15 protein-coding genes are annotated in these 20733 nt (G+C 72.3%); 12 read left to right on the forward strand and 3 right to left on the reverse strand.

Going from position 1 to position 20733, the window contains the following annotated elements; translation table 11 throughout:
- Positions 1 to 115: 115 nt before the first annotated feature.
- Positions 116 to 1684 carry an amino acid permease gene (locus ACIPLC_RS29750; RefSeq protein ID WP_400476116.1) on the forward strand — a complete coding sequence of 523 codons (1569 nt, stop codon included), beginning with the start codon at positions 116 to 118 and terminating at the stop codon, positions 1682 to 1684.
- A 134-nt stretch (positions 1685 to 1818) separates the two neighbouring features.
- Positions 1819 to 3228: a glycosyltransferase 87 family protein gene (locus tag ACIPLC_RS29755; protein ID WP_400476117.1), complete on the forward strand. Its 1410-nt coding sequence runs from the start codon at positions 1819 to 1821 to the stop codon at positions 3226 to 3228.
- A gap of 44 nt (positions 3229 to 3272) precedes the next feature.
- Here ACIPLC_RS29755 and ACIPLC_RS29760 read toward each other — a convergent pair whose 3' ends face one another.
- On the reverse strand, positions 3273 to 5039 hold the full coding sequence (locus ACIPLC_RS29760; RefSeq protein ID WP_400476118.1) for a penicillin-binding transpeptidase domain-containing protein: 1767 nt from the start codon (positions 5037 to 5039) through the stop codon (positions 3273 to 3275).
- Positions 5040 to 5213: 174 nt separating this feature from the next.
- On the reverse strand, positions 5214 to 7091 hold the full coding sequence (locus ACIPLC_RS29765; protein WP_400476119.1) for a dolichyl-phosphate-mannose--protein mannosyltransferase: 1878 nt from the start codon (positions 7089 to 7091) through the stop codon (positions 5214 to 5216).
- 106 nt (positions 7092 to 7197) lie between these two features.
- On the opposite strand from ACIPLC_RS29765, the gene rsmI reads away from it, so the two are divergent.
- The 8 genes from rsmI to ACIPLC_RS29805 all read left to right on the forward strand — a co-directional run bounded on the left by rsmI (position 7198) and on the right by ACIPLC_RS29805 (position 16139).
- Entirely contained in the window at positions 7198 to 8097 is a 900-nt protein-coding gene (gene rsmI, locus ACIPLC_RS29770; RefSeq protein ID WP_400476120.1) for a 16S rRNA (cytidine(1402)-2'-O)-methyltransferase, read from the forward strand.
- Between the two features lie 287 nt (positions 8098 to 8384).
- Positions 8385 to 8810, forward strand: a complete 426-nt coding sequence (locus tag ACIPLC_RS29775; protein WP_400476121.1) for a hypothetical protein — start codon at positions 8385 to 8387, stop codon at positions 8808 to 8810.
- A gap of 126 nt (positions 8811 to 8936) precedes the next feature.
- Positions 8937 to 10556: a methionine--tRNA ligase gene (metG, locus tag ACIPLC_RS29780; protein WP_400476122.1), complete on the forward strand. Its 1620-nt coding sequence runs from the start codon at positions 8937 to 8939 to the stop codon at positions 10554 to 10556.
- Positions 10556 to 11434 (forward strand): TatD family hydrolase, encoded by an 879-nt coding sequence (locus ACIPLC_RS29785; protein ID WP_400476123.1) that lies wholly within the window; start codon positions 10556 to 10558, stop codon positions 11432 to 11434. The genes metG and ACIPLC_RS29785 overlap by 1 nt, the downstream gene beginning before the upstream one ends.
- A 70-nt stretch (positions 11435 to 11504) precedes the next feature.
- Positions 11505 to 12104, forward strand: a complete 600-nt coding sequence (locus tag ACIPLC_RS29790) for a Uma2 family endonuclease (RefSeq protein ID WP_400476124.1) — start codon at positions 11505 to 11507, stop codon at positions 12102 to 12104.
- Between the two features lie 28 nt (positions 12105 to 12132).
- Complete coding sequence (rsmA, locus tag ACIPLC_RS29795; protein WP_400476125.1) at positions 12133 to 13119, forward strand: 16S rRNA (adenine(1518)-N(6)/adenine(1519)-N(6))-dimethyltransferase RsmA; 987 nt, start codon at positions 12133 to 12135, stop codon at positions 13117 to 13119.
- A complete protein-coding gene (locus tag ACIPLC_RS29800; protein WP_400476126.1) occupies positions 13116 to 14033 on the forward strand; it encodes a 4-(cytidine 5'-diphospho)-2-C-methyl-D-erythritol kinase in 918 nt (305 codons plus the stop codon). The genes rsmA and ACIPLC_RS29800 overlap by 4 nt, the downstream gene beginning before the upstream one ends.
- Before the next feature lie 246 nt (positions 14034 to 14279).
- A complete protein-coding gene (locus tag ACIPLC_RS29805; RefSeq protein WP_400476127.1) occupies positions 14280 to 16139 on the forward strand; it encodes an ABC-F family ATP-binding cassette domain-containing protein in 1860 nt (619 codons plus the stop codon).
- Positions 16140 to 16166: 27 nt separating this feature from the next.
- On the opposite strand, the gene ACIPLC_RS29810 is transcribed toward ACIPLC_RS29805, so the two are convergent.
- Positions 16167 to 18065, reverse strand: a complete 1899-nt coding sequence (locus tag ACIPLC_RS29810) for an FUSC family protein (RefSeq protein ID WP_400476128.1) — start codon at positions 18063 to 18065, stop codon at positions 16167 to 16169.
- A 419-nt stretch (positions 18066 to 18484) separates the two neighbouring features.
- Here ACIPLC_RS29810 and ACIPLC_RS29815 point away from each other — a divergent pair, with 419 nt between their 5' ends.
- Together ACIPLC_RS29815 and ACIPLC_RS29820 are read left to right on the forward strand one after the other, a co-directional pair.
- Positions 18485 to 18931 carry a hypothetical protein gene (locus ACIPLC_RS29815; RefSeq protein ID WP_400476129.1) on the forward strand — a complete coding sequence of 149 codons (447 nt, stop codon included), beginning with the start codon at positions 18485 to 18487 and terminating at the stop codon, positions 18929 to 18931.
- 43 nt (positions 18932 to 18974) lie between these two features.
- Complete coding sequence (locus tag ACIPLC_RS29820) at positions 18975 to 20639, forward strand: WXG100 family type VII secretion target (RefSeq protein WP_400476130.1); 1665 nt, start codon at positions 18975 to 18977, stop codon at positions 20637 to 20639.
- The last annotated feature ends 94 nt before the right edge of the window (positions 20640 to 20733 follow it).

Here is a 20733-nt window from a genome sequence, read left to right on the forward strand (position 1 = left end):
GTCCGGTTTGTATAGGCTGATGCGCCGATTCGTACAATGCGCCGATCGAGGCTGTTCGTTTGCGACACTGGTGCTTTCGCGGGGTACTGTCCCATCTTTGTTCGGTTGGTCCCCGATGACACCCCATGGCGCGTCGAGTGACCGGCCGCTAGGACACCCTCCCCCGCCTAGAAGGACCGCAGTTGTGACCAGCGACTCTCTTGGTGCGCGTCTGCTGCGACGCAAGCCAGTCTCGTCCCTCATCGCCGAGAGCGAAGGCCGGGACGGCCCCCCGGCCGGTGCACCCGAGGAGGGCGGACGCTCCGGCATCCACCTGCGCCGCACGATCGGCCTCTGGCAGCTGTCCTCGATCGGCATCGGCGCCACCATCGGCACCGGCATCTTCTTCGTGCTCAGCACCGCGGTGCCCTCGGCCGGCCCGGCCGTGATCCTGTCCTTCGTGCTCGCCGCGATCACCGCCGGACTCACCGCGCTCTGCTACGCCGAGATGGCCTCCGCGATCCCGGTGTCCGGCTCCTCGTACTCCTACGCCTACGCCACCCTCGGCGAGGGCGTCGCGTTCGGTGTCGGCATCTGCCTGCTGATGGAGTACGGCGTCTCCGCCTCCGCGATCGCGGTGAGCTGGGCCGAGTACCTGAACAAGTTCCTCGACCTGGCCTTCGGCTTCACCATCCCGGAGCAGCTGTCCGGCGCGCCGGACAGCACCCACTGGTTCAACCTGCCGGCGCTGCTGCTGGTCGCCATGGTCTGCGTCCTGCTCATCCGCGGCGTCAGCGAGTCGGTGAAGGTCAACGCGGCCATGGTCGGGATCAAGATCCTCATCCTGCTGCTGTTCATCGGCATCGCGCTCACCGGCTTCCACTCCGGCAACCTGACCCCGTTCATGCCGCTCGGCATCGGCGGCGTGCAGGTCGCCGCCTCCAGCATCTTCTTCTCCTTCATCGGCCTGGACGCCGTGTCCACCGCCGGTGAGGAGGTCAAGAACCCGCGCCGAACCCTGCCGCTGGCGATCATCATCTCGCTGGTCGTGGTGACCCTGCTCTACATCCTGGTCGCCCTCGCCGGCATCGGCGCCCAGCCGTGGCAGAAGTTCCAGGGCCAGGAGGCCGGCCTCGCCCAGATCCTCCAGGACATCACCGGCCAGACCTGGCCCTCGATCGTCTTCGCGATCGGTGCGATCCTCTCGATCTTCAGCATCACCCTGGTGGTGATCTACGGCCAGACCCGCATCCTGTACTCCATGGGCCGCGACGGCATGCTGCCCAAGCGCTTCGCCGAACTCTCCCCGCGCACCGGCACCCCGGTCTGGAACACCCTGGTGGTGGGCCTCGGCGTCGGCACGCTGGCCGCCTTCGTCCCGCTGAAGGAACTGGCCGACATCACCAGCCTCGGGACGCTCATCGCCTTCTCGGTCGTCTCGATCGGCGTGATCATCCTGCGCCGCACCCAGCCCGACCTGCCGCGCGGCTTCAAGGTCCCCGGCTACCCGGTCGTCCCGCTGCTCAGCGTCGCCTTCTGCGCCTACCTGATCACCGGCCTGCACGCCGACACCTTCCGGGCCGGCGCGATCGCCCTCGCCGTCGCGGTGGTCGTCTACTTCGGCTACAGCATCAAGCACTCCAAGCTGGAGCAGCAGGCACGGGCCGCCACGGCGGACAGCTCCGCCGGCCGCAAGAACGGCTGAGCCGGACGGAACCGGACACGGGGCCGCCGACCACGACACCCGGCGGCCCCTCCCGCGCCACCTCCCGCGCCACCTCCCGCTCCGGGCCCCACGCCATGGCGACAGGGCCTTGCCCCCACCCATAACCTTCCACCATGGTGAGCACCCGCACGCCCGGCTTCTCCCGCCCGCGCGGCCGCTTCACCGGCCGTAGCAGAACGCCGGCCCCGCCGACCCCCGCCGGACCGCCGCCCGGACCAGGGCGGCCGCCCCTCGGCTTCTCCAGCCGGCCGTTCCCCCGTCAGCGTGGCGAGAGCACGTTCCCGCCCACGCCCGATCGGCTGAATCCCGCCCGACTCGCCTCGCTGCGCACCGTCCAACTGTTCGGCTGCCTGTTCGCGGCCGGCTGGGCGGCCGCCTTCCCGCTCGTCTCCGACCTGCCCAACCAGCGGCTGTGGGGCCTCGTCGCGGCCCCCGCCTACGTCCTGGCCGGGCTGCTCTGCCTCACCCTGCCGCGCCGCTTCGCGGCCCGCGCCGCCGCCGTGGTCGCCCTCGTCGGGGCCGTCCTCGCGCCGCTCGCCCTGCTCGCCGTGCAGGGGCGCCACCAGTCCGAGGTGATGGTGGTCGAACGCTCGGCCCACCTGCTGCTCACCACCGGCAGCCCGTACCTGCCGCACCCGGTGGTGGTCACCGATTACAACCCGTACCTGCCGGCCATGACCCTGTTCGGGATGCCGCGCCAACTGCTCGGCGACGGCACCGTCTTCACCCGGGTCGCCGGGGACGCCCGGATCTGGTTCGCGCTGGCCTTCGTGGTCTGCCTGCTGGCCGGCTGGCGACTGCTGCGGCCGTCCCGCGAGCGCGCGCCGCTGCTGCCGCTCGCCGTGCTCACCGCCTCGCCGCTGATCTCGCTGGCCCTCGTGGTCGGCGGGGTGGACCTGCCGCTGATCGGCCTCTGCTGCCTCGCCATGGCGCTCGCCGAGCGGGACCGCACCGTCGGCGCCGGACTGGTGCTCGCCCTCGCCTGCACCCTCAAGTGGACGGCCTGGCCGGCGCTGCCGGTCGCCGCCCTGCTGCTCTGGCGGCTGTACGGCCGCCGACCCGCCGCCCGGACCACGCTGATCGCGCTCGGCACCGGCCTGGCCGTGCTCCTGCCCTCCGTACTGACCCGGGCGGACGCGCTGCGCGAGCAGGTGGTGCGCTTCCCGCTCGGACTCACCGCGATCCGCACCCCGGCCGGCAGCCCGCTGCCCGGCAAGGTGCTGGCGGGCTTCGGGCCGACCGGGCACTCCATTTCGCTGGCGCTGATGACCACGGGCGGGGTCGGGGTCGCCATCTGGCTGCTCGCCCGGCCGCCGGTGTCCGCGATCGCGGCCGCCGACCTGCTGGCCGCCGGGCTGGCGATCGCGTTCATGCTCGCCCCGGCCGGGCGGTTCGGCTACCTCGCCCTGCCGGTGGTCCTGATGATCTGGCCCCGGCTGGCGGCCCGGCGCTGGAGCAGCCGGCGCCCGGTCCCGCCGCACCGGCTGCCGGGCAGACCGGAGCCCGCCCTGCCACGAGGCTGAGCGGGCTCCGTCCGGCGGGAGTGGCGGGAACGATGAAGCGCGCCCTAGCGGCCGGCCGCCTTGAGCAGCGAGGCGACGGCCGGGCCGGCCGCGTCCACGCCGTGGCCGCCGCCCTGCACCTCGGCGGCGACCGCGATGTTGCCGCGGAAGGCGGTGAACCAGCTGTTGGTGGTGGAGGCGCCGGCGACCTCGGCGGAGCCGGTCTTGGCGCCCGCGTTGTCGGTGATCCCGGCCATCACGTCCTTGGCCGTGCCGCCGGTGGCGGTGGCGTTCATCATCGCGCGCAGCTTGCCCGCGACGTCCGGCGAGATCTGCCGGGCCGCCGCCTGCTGCGGCAGGCCGGCGACCAGGATGGGCTGCTTGAACGCGCCGCTCTGGACGGTCGCGGTGATCGAGGCGATGGCCAGCGGGTTCATCTGGACCTTGCCCTGGCCGATGTAGTTCATGGCCTGCTCGTCCTTGCTGCCCGGCGTCGGCGGCACCTTGCCGTCGGTGTTCGGCAGGCCGGTCTTCCACTCCAGGCCGATGCCGAACACGTCCTTGGCCGTGCTGGACAGCGTCTCGGGCTTGAGGCTGGTCAGGCCCTGGTTGATGAAGGCCGTGTTGCAGGACACCATGAAGTCCTGCTGGAGCGTGTTGTTGGGGAAGGCACCCGGGAAGTCGTTCGGGATCGCGACCGGGTTGCTGCTCTTCTCCGGGCAGGCCACCACGGTGTCCGGGTTGACCCCGGCCTCCAGCAGCGCCGTCGAGGTGACGATCTTCATCGTGGAGCCGGGCGCGAGCAGGCCGGTGAAGGCCCGGTTCTGACCGCTGGCCGGCGCGTTGGCGAAGGCCAGCACCTGGCCGGTGCTCGGCTCGATCGCGGCGACCGACCCGGACTTGCCGCCCAGGTCCGTCATCGCCTTCTCGGCCGCCGCCTGGATGGTGTTGTCGATGGTCACCTTGAACGGCTTGCCGGGCTTGGGCTCGACGATGGTGAACAGCTTGTCCGAGGCCCCCTTTCCGGCCGGGTCGCTGATCACCACCGCACTGCCCGCGTCCTGGTCCTTGTTCGGGTCCGGCGGCAGCAGCTTGTGGGCGTTGTCCTGGAGGGTGGACAGCAGCGCCGGGGTGAGCGAGGCGCCCTGCAGCGGCTTGCCGTTGCGGTCCACCACGGTGGACGGCGGGGCGAAGACCTGCTGGGTGGCGATCGTCTCGTTGCCGGACAGGTGCGGGTGGATCACCGTCGGCGCCCAGTGCACGGCCGGGGTGTTGTCGCTCATCTTCACGACGTTCAGGAAGCCGTTGTAGTCCCAGACCCGGTTGGTGCCGGCGAACTCGGCGCGCGCCTTGAAGCCCATCAGCACACCGGCGGGGCCGGCCGAGGCGGAGGCCGACGGCGAGTCGGTGGCACCGGGGGTCGCGCCCGCCGACGGCGTGGCCGGGGCTCCGGCGGAGGGCTTGGCCGGCGCGGGGGAGCCGGTGGCCGAGGCGAAGGCCTGCGGGGTGGCCGGGCCGGCCGGGGCCAGGGTCAGCGCGCTCGGCTTGACCTGGTCCCGGAACGCCGTCAGCGCGGTGGTGGCCGCGGCCGGGTCGTCCGTCAGCGCGGCCGCCTTGTCCAGGTCGCCGGCCGTCCAGGCCGCCAGGAAGTCCTTCGCACCGTTGGTCGCCTGCTCGGCCGAAGGCGGCTCGGCGACCACCGTGCGGGGCTTCTTCGCCGAGGACGATCCGGAGTCCGAGCCGCCCATCAGGCTGTACGCCCCGTAGCCGCCGCCTGCGAGCACGGCGACGGAGACGCCGGTGATGATGCCGATCTTCGCGCCTCTGCGCATGGTGCTGTTCCCCCAAGGGTCTGCCGGACGGGCGCGACCGACCGGGGCCGGACACGCTGTTCCCCCCACCCTAGGCAGCGCCGATCGGTGCGCCGACGAAACGCCCGGGAGTTGTGACGGATCTGGTACGTGTCGTGCACCGCATACGGACGATTCGGGGAAGAGCCGTGTCGGTCAGATCCAGCTGTTGAACCACATCCGCTGGCGCCAGTCGTCCATCGGAATCGACTGCCCGGTGAACAGCGGAAAGAAGAAGAGGAAGTTCCACACGATCAGCAGCACCAGCAGCCCGGCCGCCGCCGAACCGATGATCCGGCGGTCCCGGGAGGCCCCCGTCGGCCCGATCAGCGCACCGACCAGCATGGTCACCGCGAGCACCAGGAACGGGACGAACACCACCGCGTAGAAGAGGAAGATCGTCCTCTGCTGGTAGGCGAACCACGGCAGGTAGCCGGCGGCCAGGCCGCACAGCACCGCGCCCGCCCGCCAGTCCCGCCGCGCCACCCAGCGCCACAGGCAGTACACCAGCGCCACCACGGCCGCCCACCACAGCAGCGGGGTGCCGATGCCCAGCACCTCGCGGGCGCACTCGGCGGCCGTGCAGCCGCTCTGGCCCTGCTTGGGGGACTCGTAGAAGAAGGAGACCGGCCGGCCCAGCACCAGCCAGGACCACGGGTTCGACTGGTAGGTGTGCGGGTCGCTCAGGTGGGTGTGGAAGTCGTAGACCGTCGAGTGGTAGTGCCACAGGGCGCGCAGCCCCTCGGGTATCCACGGGTAGTCGGTCGAGCGGCCGACCGCCCAGTCCCGGCCCCAGCCGCCCTTCCCCGGCACGTTGCTGCTGGCGAACCAGCCCCACCAGGACGTGACGTAGACGACCAGCGAGACCACCACGACCGACACGAAGGCCGGCACCACGTCCCGCGCGAGCGTCGCCAGGTACGGGCGCGGGGCCCCGGCCAGGCGGCGGGCGCCGACGTCCCACAGGACCGTCATCACGCCGAAGGCCGCCGCCACGTACAGGCCGCTCCACTTGGTGGCGCAGGTCAGGCCGACGCAGACGCCGGCCGCGATCCGGTACGGGCGCCAGCCCAGGTTCACCCGCTGCGCCAGCACCGCGTCCGGCACCCCGCCGAGCCGGTCGGCCAGCCGGGCCCGGGTGCGGTCGCGGTCCAGCAGCAGGAAGCCGAAGGCGGCGAGGATCCAGAACATCACCACCAGGTCCAGCAGCGCGGCGCGGCTGAGCACCAGGTGCAGGCCGTCCACCGAGAGCAGCAGGCCGGCCACGCAGCCCAGCAGGGTCGAGCGGAACATCCGGCGGGCGATCCGGGCCACCATCAGCACCGACAGCGTGCCGAGCAGGGCCACCGCGAACCGCCAGCCGAAGGGGTTCATGCCGAACAGCATCTCGCCGGCGCCGATGATCCACTTGCCCACCGGCGGATGGACCACGTAGGAGGCCGTCGAGCGGTACGGGACGGCCGCGCCGGGCGTCATGATCTGTTCGTTGGCGCCGTCCGGCCAGTTGATCTCGTAGCCGCCGTGCCAGAGCGCGTAGGCGTCCTTGGCGTAGTACGTCTCGTCGAAGATGATCGCGTGCGGCTGGCCGAGGTTGGTGAAGCGCAGGATCCCGGCGAACACCGCCACCGCGATCGGGCCCAGCCAGCCGGACCAGCGGCACAGCCACGACCACAGGGCCGGCGGCACGGACACGCCCAGCCGCAGCAGCAGCGGCGACGGGGGCACCACCGCCGGGGTCACCCCGGGGCCGTCCGGCATCGGCGGGACCAGGCGCTCGGCCAGCGGGGCCACCGGGCGGCCCGCATAGCCGAACCCGGCCAGCCGCTCCCGCCAGCCTCGCGCGGCGTCGTCGGGCTGGTCGGGCTGGTCGGGCTGGTCGGGTTGGTGGGGCTGGTCGGGCTTCCCGGGCTTACCGGCCTGCTCGGAGGGCCGCGGAGCCGGGACTGCGGAGGACGGCAGGCCGGCCACGTCGCCGCCATCCTGCGCGGTGTGGTCTGTACCCGTGGGCGTCCGAGCCGCCGTGTCGCCGTTCATCCGCCACATCGTAGGTGCGCTCCTCGCACGTGTGACCGCTCCCTCGGAAGCTGCCCGAATCGTCACCAAAAGCCCCCGGGCCGCGGTAGCTGCAAGGATGGGGCCCGTGACAGGAGTACTCGTTCTCGCAGGCACCCCCATCGGCGACGTCTCGGACGCCCCGCCCCGGCTGATCACCGAACTCGCCACGGCGGACGTGATCGCGGCCGAGGACACCCGGCGGCTGCGCCGGCTCACCCAGGCGCTCGGGGTGACCCCGGCCGGGCGGGTGGTCTCCTACTTCGAGGGCAACGAGGTCGGCCGCACCCCCGAACTGGTCGAGGCACTGCTCGGCGGCGCCCGGGTGCTGCTGGTCACCGACGCCGGCATGCCGTCCGTCTCCGACCCCGGCTACCGGCTGGTCGCCGCCGCCGTCGAGGCCGACGTCAAGGTCACCGCGGTGCCCGGGCCGTCCGCCGTGCTCACCGCGCTCGCGCTGTCCGGCCTGCCCGTCGACCGCTTCACCTTCGAGGGCTTCCTGCCGCGCAAGACCGGCGACCGGGCCCGGCAGCTCGCCTCGATCGCGGCTGAGCCGCGCACCATGGTCTTCTTCGAGGCACCGCACCGGATCGCCGAGGCGCTCGCCGCGATGGCCGAGGCGTTCGGCGCCGACCGGCCCGCCGCCGTCTGCCGCGAGCTCACCAAGACGTACGAGGAGGTGAAGCGCGGGCCCCTCGGCGACCTGGCGGCCTGGGCCGCGGAGGGCGTCAGGGGCGAGATCACCGTCGTCGTCGCGGGCGCCCCGCCGGCGGCGCCGCAGGAGCTCACCCCGGCCGAACTGGCCCGGCTGGTGGCCGTCCGGGAGGAGGCCGGGGAACGCCGCAAGGAGGCCATCGCGGCCGTCGCGGCGGAGCTCGCGCTGCCGAAGCGGGAGGTGTTCGACGCGGTGGTGGCGGCCAAGAACGAGGCCAGGAACGAGGCCAAGACCGGGGCCGCGAAGGGGGCCGGGAACGAGGCCGGGAAGTAGCGCCGTAAGCGGGCTCGGCGGCGGCCGGAACGCGGCTCTGAAAGAGGGGTGAATTCCGGGGGTTGCGTGACCCCGGGGGAGTCGTACCTTTGAGGGAAGGCCCCGGTAAACGCCCACGGAGCTGAAGATTCGGTCGCGGTTTCCGGAACGATCCAGCCCTTTCGTATAGGAGTTCCCAACCCGCGTCCAACTCTTCACAAGCAGGGCATCGGCCGAGGCCGTCAGGGCATTTCCTGGAATGGAAAGACCCAGCCGGGCGAGCGCCCGGCGGGCGCTGGGAGACGGCTATGAGCGAGATGATCGGTAGCCCCCTCGGTGGCAACGCGCTGAGCGCCCCCGGCCTGGCCGGACGGCCGCACACTCCCGTCGAGACCGTGCGGGAGGCCTACTCCTTCGCCTGCCTGCGATGCGGGTACGGCTGGGAACAGGCGTACGACATCGAGCACCACGCCGGCAAGGACGGGCACGTCGTGTTCGAGTACCACGCCAACGGTGTCCGGGTACCGTCCCCGCTGCTCAAGCCGACCTGCCCGGGGTGCGGCGGACACACCGTCCGGATCATGCGCGAGGGCCGGGTCGCCACCGCCGACCAGTCCTGGCACCACGCCCCCGGCTACCCGGCGCACGCCGAGCCGGCCGGGACGCCCCCGGTGTCCGACCCCGTGAAGCCGCGCGGACGCTGGGCCCGGTTCTGGTCGCGGCTGCTGGGCTGACCGCCGGCACCGGGAGCGCACACGGGGGCCGCCCGCCGCGAGCAGCGCGGCGGGCGGCCCCGGCCGTCGTCGGCCGGGCGCAATCCGGTCGAGGGGTGCGCGCGGGCCCGACTAAGCTTTCCGACCATGGCGGCCACTTCAGACCACAGCACCACCGGGGCGAACGCCCCGGCGTACTACGTTTCCACCCCGATCTACTACGTCAACGATCGCCCGCACCTGGGCCACGCGTACACCACCGTGGCGGGCGACGTCCTCACCCGCTGGCACCGCCAGCGCGGCGAGAAGGTGTGGTACCTGACCGGCACCGACGAGCACGGTCAGAAGATCATGCGGACCGCCGAGGCCAACGGCGTCAGCCCGCAGGAGTGGTGCGACAAGCTGGTCGAGGAGGCCTGGAAGCCGCTCTGGGAGCACCTGGAGATCGCCAACGACGACTTCATCCGCACCACCCAGCAGCGCCACACCGACCGCGTGCAGGAGTTCGTCCAGGACCTGTACGACAAGGACGAGATCTACAAGGGCGGCTACTCCGGCCCGTACTGCGTCGGCTGCGAGGAGTTCAAGCTCCCGGCCGAGCTGCTCGACGGCGCCACCGCGGACGAGAAGCTCTGCGCCGTGCACAAGCGGCCGGTCGAGTGGCTGGAGGAGGAGAACTACTTCTTCCGCCTCTCCGCCTACGGCCCGAAGCTGCTGGAGTTCTACGCCGCCAACCCGGACTTCATCCAGCCCGCCTCGGCCCGCAACGAGGTGCTGCGCTTCGTCGAGCAGGACCTGAAGGACCTCTCGATCTCCCGCTCCACCTTCAACTGGGGCGTCCCGCTGCCCTGGGACGAGAAGCACGTCCTGTACGTGTGGGTGGACGCGCTGCAGAACTACATCACCGCGGCCGGCTACGGCAGCGACCCGGAGCGCTTCGCCGAACTGTGGCCGGCCTCCGTCCACCTGGTGGGCAAGGACATCCTGCGCTTCCACGCGGTGATCTGGCCCGCCATGCTGATGGCCGCGGGCCTGCCGCTGCCCAAGCGGGTCGTCGCCAACGGCTGGCTGATGGTCGGCGGCGAGAAGATGTCCAAGTCCAACCTGACCGGCATCTCGCCCACCGACCTCACCTCGCACTTCGGCGTGGACGCCTACCGCTACTACTTCCTGCGGGCGATCCCCTTCGGCACCGACGGCTCGTTCTCCTGGGAGGACTTCACCGCCCGGTACACCTCCGAACTCGCCAACGACTTCGGCAACCTGGCCTCCCGGGTCGCCGCCATGGTCGGCAAGTACTTCGACGGCGCGCTGCCGGCCTCCGTCGCGGCCGGCGAGGCCGAGCAGGCCATCGCGGACGGGCTGGCCACGGCCGTCGCCACCGCCGACCGGAAGATCGGCGAGGAGCTGGACTTCGCCGGCGGCCTCGCGGCGATCTTCGAGTTCGTCAAGCAGGTCAACGGCTACCTCACCGAGCAGGAGCCGTGGAAGGTGGCCAAGGACGACTCGGAGCAGGGCCGGGCCCGCCTCGCGACCATCCTCTACACCGCCGCCGAGGCGCTGCGCGGCACCGCCGTCATGCTCAACCCGGTGATGCCGTCCACCGCCGAGAAGCTGTGGACCTCGCTCGGCGCCGAGGCCGGCCTCGGCGCGCTCGCCGCGCAGACCGTCGCCACCACCGCCGACTGGGGCCGGCTGCCCGCCGGCAGCACCGTCACCAAGGGCGAGATCCTGTTCCCGCGCCTCGAAGAGAAGCCCGCCTCCTGATGTCTGCCAAGGACGACGCCCGGTCGACCCCGCCGCCACTGCCGGAACCCCTGGCCGTGGCGGTGGCCGACTCGCACACCCACCTCGACATGCAGGCCGGCACCCCGGCCGAGGGACTGGCCCGGGCCGCCTCGGTCGGGGTCACCACGGTCGTCCAGGTGGGCTGCGACGTGCCCGGCTCGCGCTGGGCCGCCGACCTGGCGGCCCAGTACGAGCAGGTGCACGCGGCCGTCGCCCTGCACCCCAACGAGGCGCCGCGGATCTTCCTCGGCGACGCGGACGGCTGGTCGGGCCAGCAGCGGAAGGCGGGCGGCGAGGCCGCGCTGGAGGAGGCCCTCGCCGAGATCGACCGGCTCGCCGCCCTCCCGCAGGTCCGCGCCGTCGGCGAGACCGGCCTCGACTACTTCCGCACCGGCCCCGAGGGCGTCGAGATCCAGAAGGAGTCGTTCCGCCGCCACATCGAGATGGCCAAGCGGCACGACAAGGCCCTGGTCATCCACGACCGCGACGCCCACGAGGACGTCATCGCCGTCCTGCTGGCGGAAGGCGCCCCCGAGCGGACGGTCTTCCACTGCTACTCCGGCGACGCCGAGATGGCCAAGGTCTGCGCCGAACACGGCTGGTACCTGTCCTTCGCCGGCCCGGTCACCTTCAAGGCCAACCAGCCGCTGCGCGACGCCCTCGCCGCCACCCCCCTCGACCGGGTCCTGGTCGAGACCGACGCGCCCTTCCTCACCCCCCACCCCTACCGCGGCCGGCCCAACGCCCCGTACCTCATCCCGGTCACCGTCCGCTCGATGGCCGGCACGCTGGGGCTGCACGAGGACGAGCTGGCCACGGCGATCGCGGAGAACACGGCCCGGGCCTTCGGGTACTGAGCCGGTCGAACGAAAGTCGGATTCCGGCGGAACGATTCGGCACTCCCGGCTGCTTCTTAGGCTGGCTAGCATGAGTGCAGTGAGGGAGGTGGCGATGACCGCCGAGCCGATCGACTGGATGCATCCGCCGTCCCAGGGCTGGACGTACGAGCAGGCTCAGAACTTCGACCTGCCGTTCGAATGGGAACTGGTGGACGGAGTCATCGCGGTCCGGGGGCAGACGAACTTCTGGCATGACCTCGTGCGTTCGGGACTGGAGCGAGCGCTGCACAGTGCGTGTGTCGTGCCGTACGCGGTCCTGCCGGAGCGGTGCGTGCTGGTCGACGAGGCCAACACGACCAAGCCGGACGTGGTGGTTTTCGACAAGACCGGCATCGACCCCTTTGCGTTGGACTGCCAGCCGGTCGAGTCCGTGGTGCTGACGGTCGAGGTGGTCTCCAACGGCTCCAGGGTCGCCGACCGTTTCCGCAAGCCAGGCCAGTACGCCGAGAAGAAGATCCCGTACTACTGGCGGGTCGAGCGCGGCCTCGACAACCTGCCGATCGTGCACGAGTTCCACCGGGACGACGAGAAGGGCGTCTACCTGCCCGTCGCCCAGCACGAGGGCGTGCTCCGCACCTCGGTGCCGTACCCCGTCGAGATCGACCTCGCCCAGGTCGTCGAACTCTGAGGGCCCCGCGCGCCCGTATCCTTGGCGCGTGAGCACCACCGACCCCACCCCTGACAGCCACCTGCTGGGCGCCGCCGACATTCGGGAACTGGCGGCCGCGTTCGGCGTGAAGCCGACCAAGCAGCGCGGGCAGAACTTCGTCATCGACGGCAACACCGTGCGGCGGATCGTCCGGGCAGGCGGGGTGACGGCCGAGGACGCGGTGGTCGAGGTCGGGCCCGGGCTCGGGTCGCTGACGCTGGCGCTGCTGGAGGTGGCCGCGCACGTCACGGCGGTGGAGATCGACCCGGTGCTGGCACAGCACCTGCCGGCGACCGTCGCGGCCCGGATGCCCGGCAAGGTCGACAGCTTCGACCTGGTGTTCAGCGACGCCATGGAGGTCACCGAGCTGCCCGGGCCGGCGCCCACCGCGCTGGTCGCCAACCTGCCGTACAACGTGGCCGTGCCCGTCCTGCTGCACATGCTGGCGACCTTCCCCAGCATCGAGCGCACCCTGGTGATGGTGCAGGCCGAGGTCGCCGACCGGCTCGCCGCCAAGCCCGGCAACAAGGTCTACGGCGTCCCGTCCGTCAAGGCCAACTGGTACGCCGACGTGAAGCGGGCCGGGGCCATCGGCCGGAACGTGTTCTGGCCCGCCCCCAACGTGGACTCCGGGCTGGTCTCGCTGATCCGCCGCGAGCCGCCGAAGACCACCGCCAGCCGCAGGGAGGTGTTCGCCGTCGTCGACGCCGCGTTCGCCCAGCGGCGCAAGACCCTGCGCGCCGCGCTGGCCGGCTGGGCCGGCTCCGCCGCCGGGGCCGAGCAGGCGCTCGCGGCCGCCGGGATCGACCACAAGCTGCGCGGCGAGATGCTCACGGTGGAGCAGTTCGCCGCGATCGCCGAGCACAAGCCGGAGCTCGCCGGGCACGAGCCGGAGCTCGCCGGGCACGAGCCGGAGCTCGCCGGGCACGAGCCGGAGCTCGCCGAGCACGAGCCGGAGCTCGCCGAGCACGAGCCGGAGGCGGACTCCCAGTGATCACCGTGCGGGTTCCGGCCAAGGTCAACGTCCAGCTCGGGGTGGGCGGACTGCGCGCCGACGGGTTCCACGACCTGGCCAACGTGTTCTTCGCCGTCGCCCTCGGCGATGAGGTCACCGCCACGGCGGGGGAGGGCGTCACGCTCTCCTGCACCGGGCCGGACGCCCACGCCGTACCGCTCGACGACAGCAACCTGGCCGCCCGCGCCGCCCGCCTGCTCGCCGCCCACCACGGCATCGCCGAACCCCGCGTGCACCTGCACATCGCCAAGGCCATCCCGGTCGCCGGCGGCATGGCCGGCGGCAGCGCCGACGGGGCCGCCGCGCTGGTCGCCTGCGACGCGCTCTGGCAGCTCGACACCCCCCTCGACACCCTCCTGGAGCTGGCCGCCGAACTCGGCTCCGACGTGCCGTTCGCCCTGCTCGGCGGCGTCGCGCTGGGCCTCGGCCGGGGCGAGATCCTGCAGCCGCTCACCGTCGAGGGCACCTTCCACTGGGTGTTCGCGGTCGCCGACGGCGGCCTGTCCACCCCCGCCGTCTTCCACGAGTGCGACCGCCTGCGCGAGGAGGCCGGCACCGGCTCCAGCGACACCGACGTCCGCACCCCCGACGCCGACCCCGCGCTGCTCGCCGCCCTCGCCCAGGGCGACGCCGTCGCCCTGGCCACCGCCCTCGCCAACGACCTCCAGCCCGCCGCCCTCTCGCTGCGCCCCGCGCTCGCCGCCACCCTGCGGGCCGGCACCGAGGCCGGCGCGCTCGGTGCCCTCGTCTCCGGCTCCGGGCCGACCTGCGCGTTCCTCGCCAAGGACGCCGACGCGGCCGCCGCCGTCGCCGAGGCGCTGCGCGCCTCCGGCACCTGCCGGACCGCGCACGCCACGTACGGGCCGGTGCCGGGGGCGGCGCTCGTACCGTAGCGGCCACCGGTGCCGGGAGCGGTGTCGGCGTCGTATGCCCCGTGGCTGCCGTAGGGGTCGCGCCGGTGTCGTAGGGGCCCTGCCGGTGTCGTAGGGGTCCCGCCGGTTCGGGCCCCCGCCGCCGCAGGCGGTGAGGGCGCTTCGGCAGGCCCATTAGGCTGGGGAGATCGGGGCGTCCCCGACAGGGGTACCCGGCCGCGACCGGCGGGCCGCCCCGAGACCGCCAATCCCAGGAGCGCAGCAGACGTGGCCGTCAACCTCGCCACCATCGAGTCCGTCACGAAGGTCTACGGCACCCGCGCCCTCCTGGACGGAGTCAGCCTCGGCGTCAGCGAAGGCGACCGGATCGGCGTCGTCGGACGCAACGGCGACGGCAAGACCACCCTGATCCGGATGCTCGCCAAGCTGGAGGAGGCCGACAGCGGCCGGATCACCTGGAACGGCGGCCTCCAGCTGGCCGTCCTCACCCAGCACGACTCGCTCGACCCGACGGCCACCATCCGGCACGAGGTGATCGCCGACCGGGCCGACCACGAGTGGCTCGGCGACGCCCGCATCCGCGACATCGTCGAAGGCCTCTTCGGCGGCCTCGACCTGCCCGGCTTCGCCGACGGCCTCGACACCGTCATCGGCCCGCTCTCCGGCGGCGAGCGCCGCCGGATCGCCCTCGCCAAGCTGCTCCTCGGCTCGCCCGACCTGATCGTCCTCGACGAGCCCACCAACCACCTCGACGTCGAGGGCATCAACTGGCTCGCCCAGCACCTGCAGAAGCGCCGCTCCGCGCTGGTCTGCGTCACCCACGACCGCTGGTTCCTCGACCAGGTCTGCACCCGGATGTGGGACGTCCAGGGCGGCGCCGTCCACGAGTACGAGGGCGGCTACTCCGACTACGTCTTCGCCCGCGCCGAGCGCTCCCGGATCGAGGCCGTCGAAGAGCAGAAGCGCCAGAACCTCGCTCGCAAGGAACTCGCCTGGCTGCGCCGCGGCGCCCCCGCCCGCACCTCCAAGCCGCGCTACCGGATCGAGGCCGCCAACGCCCTGATCGACGACGTGCCGGAGCCCCGGGACCGGTCCGAGCTGATGAAGTTCGCCAACGCGCGGCTAGGGAGGACCGTCTTCGACCTGGAAGGCGTCACCGTCAAGGCCGGCCCCAAGCTGTTGCTGGAGAACCTCACCTGGCAGCTCGGCCCCGGCGACCGGATCGGCCTGCTCGGCGTCAACGGCGCCGGCAAGACCTCGCTGCTGCGCGCCCTGCGCGACGCGTACGCCTCCGAGGGCGACGTGCAGCCCGCGTCGGGCCTGATCAAGGTCGGCAAGACGGTGCGGCTCGCCTACCTGTCGCAGGAGGTCGTCGAGTTGGACCCGGCCATCCGGGTGCTCCAGGCCGTCGAACAGGTCCGCTCGCGCGTCGACCTCGGCAAGGGCCGGGAGATGAGCGCCGGCCAGCTGTGCGAGCAGTTCGGCTTCAGCAAGGACAAGCAGTGGACGCCCGTCGGTGACCTGTCCGGCGGCGAGCGGCGGCGGCTCCAGCTGCTGCGCCTGCTCATGGACGAGCCCAACGTGCTGTTCCTCGACGAGCCCACCAACGACCTCGACATCGAGACCCTCAACCAGTTGGAGGACCTGCTCGACGGCTGGCCCGGCTCGATGATCGTCATCAGCCACGACCGCTTCTTCATCGAGCGGACCACCGACGTCGTCCACGCGCTGCTCGGTGACCAGAAGATGCGGATGCTGCCGGGCGGCGTCGACGAGTACCTGGAGCGGCGGGCACGGATGGCCGCCGCGATCGCCGCCGCCGCTTCGGCTGCCTCCTCCGCCTCGGCCGCTTCGGCCGCGGTGCCGGGCGGCTCGGACGCCTCGGGCACCGGGACCGCCGCGTCGGCCCTGTCGGGCGGCGACCTGCGGGCGGCGAAGAAGGAGATGCAGAAGATGGAGCGGCAGATCGCCAAGCTGGACCAGAAGGAGTCCAAGCTGCACGCCCAACTCGCCGAGCACGCCGCCGACTTCTCCAAGGTCGCGGAGCTGGACGCGCAGCTGCGCGCCGTCCGGGAGGAGAAGGAGGAGCTGGAGATGAGCTGGCTGGAGCTGGCCGAGCAGGTCTGAGCCCGGGGCCGGGGCCCCGCTCGGGCCCTACCGGGCGAGCAGGGCCTCCAACTCGTCCGCCGCACGGCCCAGCGCACTGCGCGCCGGGTCGTGCGGCGCCGTCGGGCGGGTCGCCGCCCTGGTCGGCGGGCGGTGCTCACGGGCCGCGGCCGTCAGCTCGTCCAGTGCCCGGCGCACCCGCTCCACCTCCGCCGGATCCAGCACCCGGCCGCCGTACCGGAGCTGCGCCGTGAACGCCGCCACCGCGCCCCCCAGCCGCTCCAACGCCGCCGTCGCCGGCAGCCACTGCTCCGCCAGCCGGCCCGTCGGAGGCGGCTCGGCCAGCCCCTGCCGCACCTCCTGGCGGGCGTCCGCCAGCGCCCGGTACGCCGTACGGCGCAGCCACACCTCGGCCCGGCCCGTGTCCCCGGTGACCGCGTCCAGATAGGCCCGCAGCGCGGTCGCCGCGTCCACCAACCGGGGCTCGATCCGGTGTCGCGGGCGCTCCGGCCACAGCAGATAGCCGAAGAGCAGCACGATCGCACTCGCCAGCACCGTGTCCAGCACCCGCGGCCAGAACTCGGCCGCGCTGCTCTGACCGCCCAACTGGAGCAGGATCAACGCCATCGGCGTCATCGCCACCGTGTTCAGCCCGTAGTGCGCCGCCGTCGCGTACGGCAACAGGGCCACGCAGAACGCGGCGATCGCCGTCAGCACCCACTCGTCGGTCGTGAGCGACACCACGGCCGCCGTGACCGCCACCCCGAGCACCGTGCCGATCGAGCGGCTCACCGCCCGCAGGAACACCGAACCGAGATCCGGCTTCAACACGAAGGCGATCGTCATCGGCACCCAGTAGCTCTTGCTGAGCGGGTAGCTGGCCGTCACCGCCGAACCGACCGCGATGCACAACGCCACCCGCAGTCCGTACCGGACCGAACCGCGCGACAGCAGCCGCACCCGCAGCCGCCACGGATCGGGCGGCGGCGCCGGGGCGGTACCGACCTCCACCTCCCGGCCGGCCACGGTGTCGGCCGCCGCACGCAACGCCACGTCCAGGGCCTGCCGGGACGGCGTGTCCGGCCGCCAGTCCGGAACGGCGACCTCACCGCCGCCCCGCCGGACCGCGGCCGCCAACCGGAGCGGCACCTCCGCGACCTCGGGCGGCACCGGCCGCCACGCCCACAACAGGCCCGTCGCCGCCTCGGTGGCGGCCAACGCCGCCTCGTACATCCGGCGCAGCCGAACCGTGCGGGCGGACTCCGACCCCGGGCGGTGCGGCCGTGGGAGGAGGTCCTGCAACTGGTTCAACCGGGCCGTCAACACCTGGCGCGAAGCCGCGCCCTGCGGCGTGCCCAGATCGGCCAGCGTCCGGCCGAACGCCTCGTACACGGCCGCCAGCGCACGGTTGCGCGGATCCGAGGCGGGGCGCCGGTGCGCGCCCCCCGGCAGGCCCAGCACCGCCACGAACCCGGCACCCGCCAGCATCATCGGCGCCGCCGCCCACCACGGATCCGGCAACGGCATCCCACTGCCCAACGCCGCCGACACCAGCAACAGCATCCCCGCCGCCGAACCACGCGGGCCCGTCGCACTCAGCGCGCCGGACGCGAACGCCGTGAACGTGAGCGCCGTACCGAGAACGGCCGCCGAAACGTGCACGTGCTGGAGGGAAGTGCCGATCAGCATGCCGAGCGCCGAAGCCAGCACCGCCGACGCGATCCGGGACACCCGCAGGCCACTCGGCTCCGCGCGGTCGTTCATCGTCGCGTGCATCGCGCCCAGACCGGCGAACACCCCCAGATCCAGCCGGTGCGCCAACAGCCCGGCGGCCAGCGGTACCGCCATGCCCACGGCCGCGCGAGCCATCAGCGCCAGCGGCAACGGCGGCCGGGAAGGACGGGCGGCACGGGCCCACCAGGAGGGGGCGGACTCGTCTGCGGGCATCAGGTCACGTCCGTTCTGCGGCCAAGGGTCGCTGCTGTGCGACATTGCGCGGCAGATGGGGGCGTACCCGGTCCAACCGGGCGGGGCCAGTCTACCGGGGACCGGGCACGGCACCCCTGAGGGCCGCACGTGTCAAGTTCGTACCGATCCCGCGCAGACAGGCCAAGGTCCCTGCCAGCCCGACAGGGGCGGTGGCTACGATGACGGAGGCGGAAACCGCCCCCAGGGCGGGCGGTGCACCGACCAGGACTGTACGACCGAGAAGTTGACGGTATGTTGCGGAGCGGCGGCCCCGGGGTGACCCCGAACCACCGCCCGTACGGGGGGAGAGGTGAACTGCTGTGGCAGGAGAGGTTCCACCGAACACGGGGGCCAATCCGGACCCGTCCGGTGACGTCACGCCATTTATGCTCAGCCACATGATGGGGTTCGGCCCCCTCATCAGCACCGCGCAGACGAACGTCAGCGCCGCCGACCTGGTGTCCGCCTTCGGCAAGAAGGACGTCAAGGTCGAGCTCGACACGCTCACCGCGTTCGCCAAGAAGATCGAAGCCCTGCTCCAGGCCATGGAAGGCTCCCCGGCGGCCCCGTACAAGCTCCAGGAACAGAAGCTGACCGGCGGAAGCTTCGCCAGCGCGGAGTTCGCCGAGGCGACGGCCCTCACCGCGGCCTACGGCAAGGTGCACACCCAGCTCGTCAAGCTGCACAAGGACTTCGTGTCGCAGATCGAGGCGATGAAGACGGCGGTCGCGGCGACGGCGGGCAACTACTCGACCAACGAGGACGACACGACGGCGGCGCAGAAGGCCGTCGCGACGAACGCGGGCGGTACGACGCCGAAGCGGGACGGCGGCGAGGGCTTCTGATGGCGGTCGGCGAGGACGCTCACGGGGAAACGGGGAGTAAGTAGTGGCAGACGGAACGAACTTCGAGGACGTCGAGCACGCCCAGCTCAAGAAGATGGTCCAGAGTACCGACCCCACGACGGTGCTGAGTCGCGGCACCCAGCTACAGTCGGCCGGCCGCGTCCTGAAGGAACTCGGCGCGGCACTCAAGTCGCACATCGGCAACGTCACCTGGGAAGGGCCGGCCGCCGAGAGCTTCAAGACCTGGGCCGGCAACCTGCAACAGTCGGCCGCGTTGCTCGGGGACTACTCCACAACCGCCGGCGACGCCATGCACCAGGCGGGTGAGGCACTCAGCACCGCCAAGGTGGCCGTGCCGGACGTGCCACACGACGATGTCACCATCGTCAAGACGCGCTCGACCCAGGGGGTGCCCAACCAAATGGCGCTCACGAGCGCCAACTTCGCCCCGACCGGTCCGACCACCGCCACCGTCGACGCCATGATGAAGAAGCAGAACTGCTCCTGGGTCACCGAGACGGAGGCTCTGGCCGCGTCCCAGCGGGTCTACAAGGCTCACCAGGAAGCCATCCACCAGATGGAGAAGCTGGGGCAGGCGTACGAGGCGGCGACGACGAAGCTGGCCGGGCTCGGGGACGTGGCTCTGCCGGGTACGCCGGATGCCACTAACCAGAACGACTCCTCTGCTATCTCCCGTGATGGTGCGAGCGGTTCCGGTTACGGCGGTGCTGTTCGTAGGCCCCGGACGAGCAGTGGCAGCGGCGGCGGGAGCTACCGTTCATCCGGCGGCAGCTACAGCGGCGACTCGGTCGCGATTCACAACCCCCGGTCGGACTCGCAGGTGCCGAGCGAGCCGGGACACGTCGGCCCGATTCCGCCGCGCAGTGGCGGCCAGGTGCCGCCGACACCGGTGGACCCGGGTTCCTCGACGCCGTCCTTTGTGCCGTCGGAACCCGTTCACCGCCCTGGCACCGGCCTCGACAGCCTGCCGACCCTGCCGGGTCAGACCGGCCCGCTGGGCCCCAGTGGTGGTGGAAGCTTTCCTCCTGACGGTCCGAGCGGGATTCCCGGGTACCCGGGTAGTCCCGGTGGGACCCCGGGATATCCGGGCGGTCCGGGCGGCGGCCCGGTGACCGGCTTCCCGGCCGGGGCCGGCGGCGGCTCGATCCCGGCCAAGGGTGGCGGCTCTATCCCAGGCAAGGGCGGCGGCTCGATCCCTGCTCGTACGGTTCCGTTCGGTGGCGGCTCGGTGCCGGGGAAGTCCGGCGGTAACCCGGGTCTGCCCAGCGGGACGGTCTTCGGCGCCCGCGAGGCCCAGGCGGGCCGGGCGGGAACGGCCGGTAGCGCGGGCGGGATGGGCGGCATGCACCCGGGGATGGGCGGCGGCCACGGAGTCGGCGGTTCGGGTGGCAGTTCGCGGGGCCGGGGCCTGACCTCGACCGGAGGAGGGGCAGTCGGCGGACGCAAGGGACCAGCTGCCGGCGGGGAGTTCACGCCGGGTGGTACGGGCCTGCGCAACCGGGCTGCTGCTGCGGGAGCTGCTGAGGGCGAAGCCCGATCCGGGCAGAACGGCATGATGGCCCCTGGAACGGCGGGTCACTCCGGGCGGAACGAACGCGATCGCCGCAAGCGGGCCGACTACCTCCATGAGGACGAGGAGACTTGGACCAGCGGTACGCCGCACAGCAACCCGGACGTGATTGAGTAGGACGGCAACGACTGCCCGGCCACTGGGCTCTCCCGGTGGCCGGGCAGACCTGTTCGGGGCGCGCTCCCCGGTCGACGGAGAGATTGACGAGGAG

It is taken from the genome of Kitasatospora sp. NPDC086801, assembly GCF_044745805.1.
In the GTDB taxonomy this organism is placed as follows: domain Bacteria; phylum Actinomycetota; class Actinomycetes; order Streptomycetales; family Streptomycetaceae; genus Kitasatospora.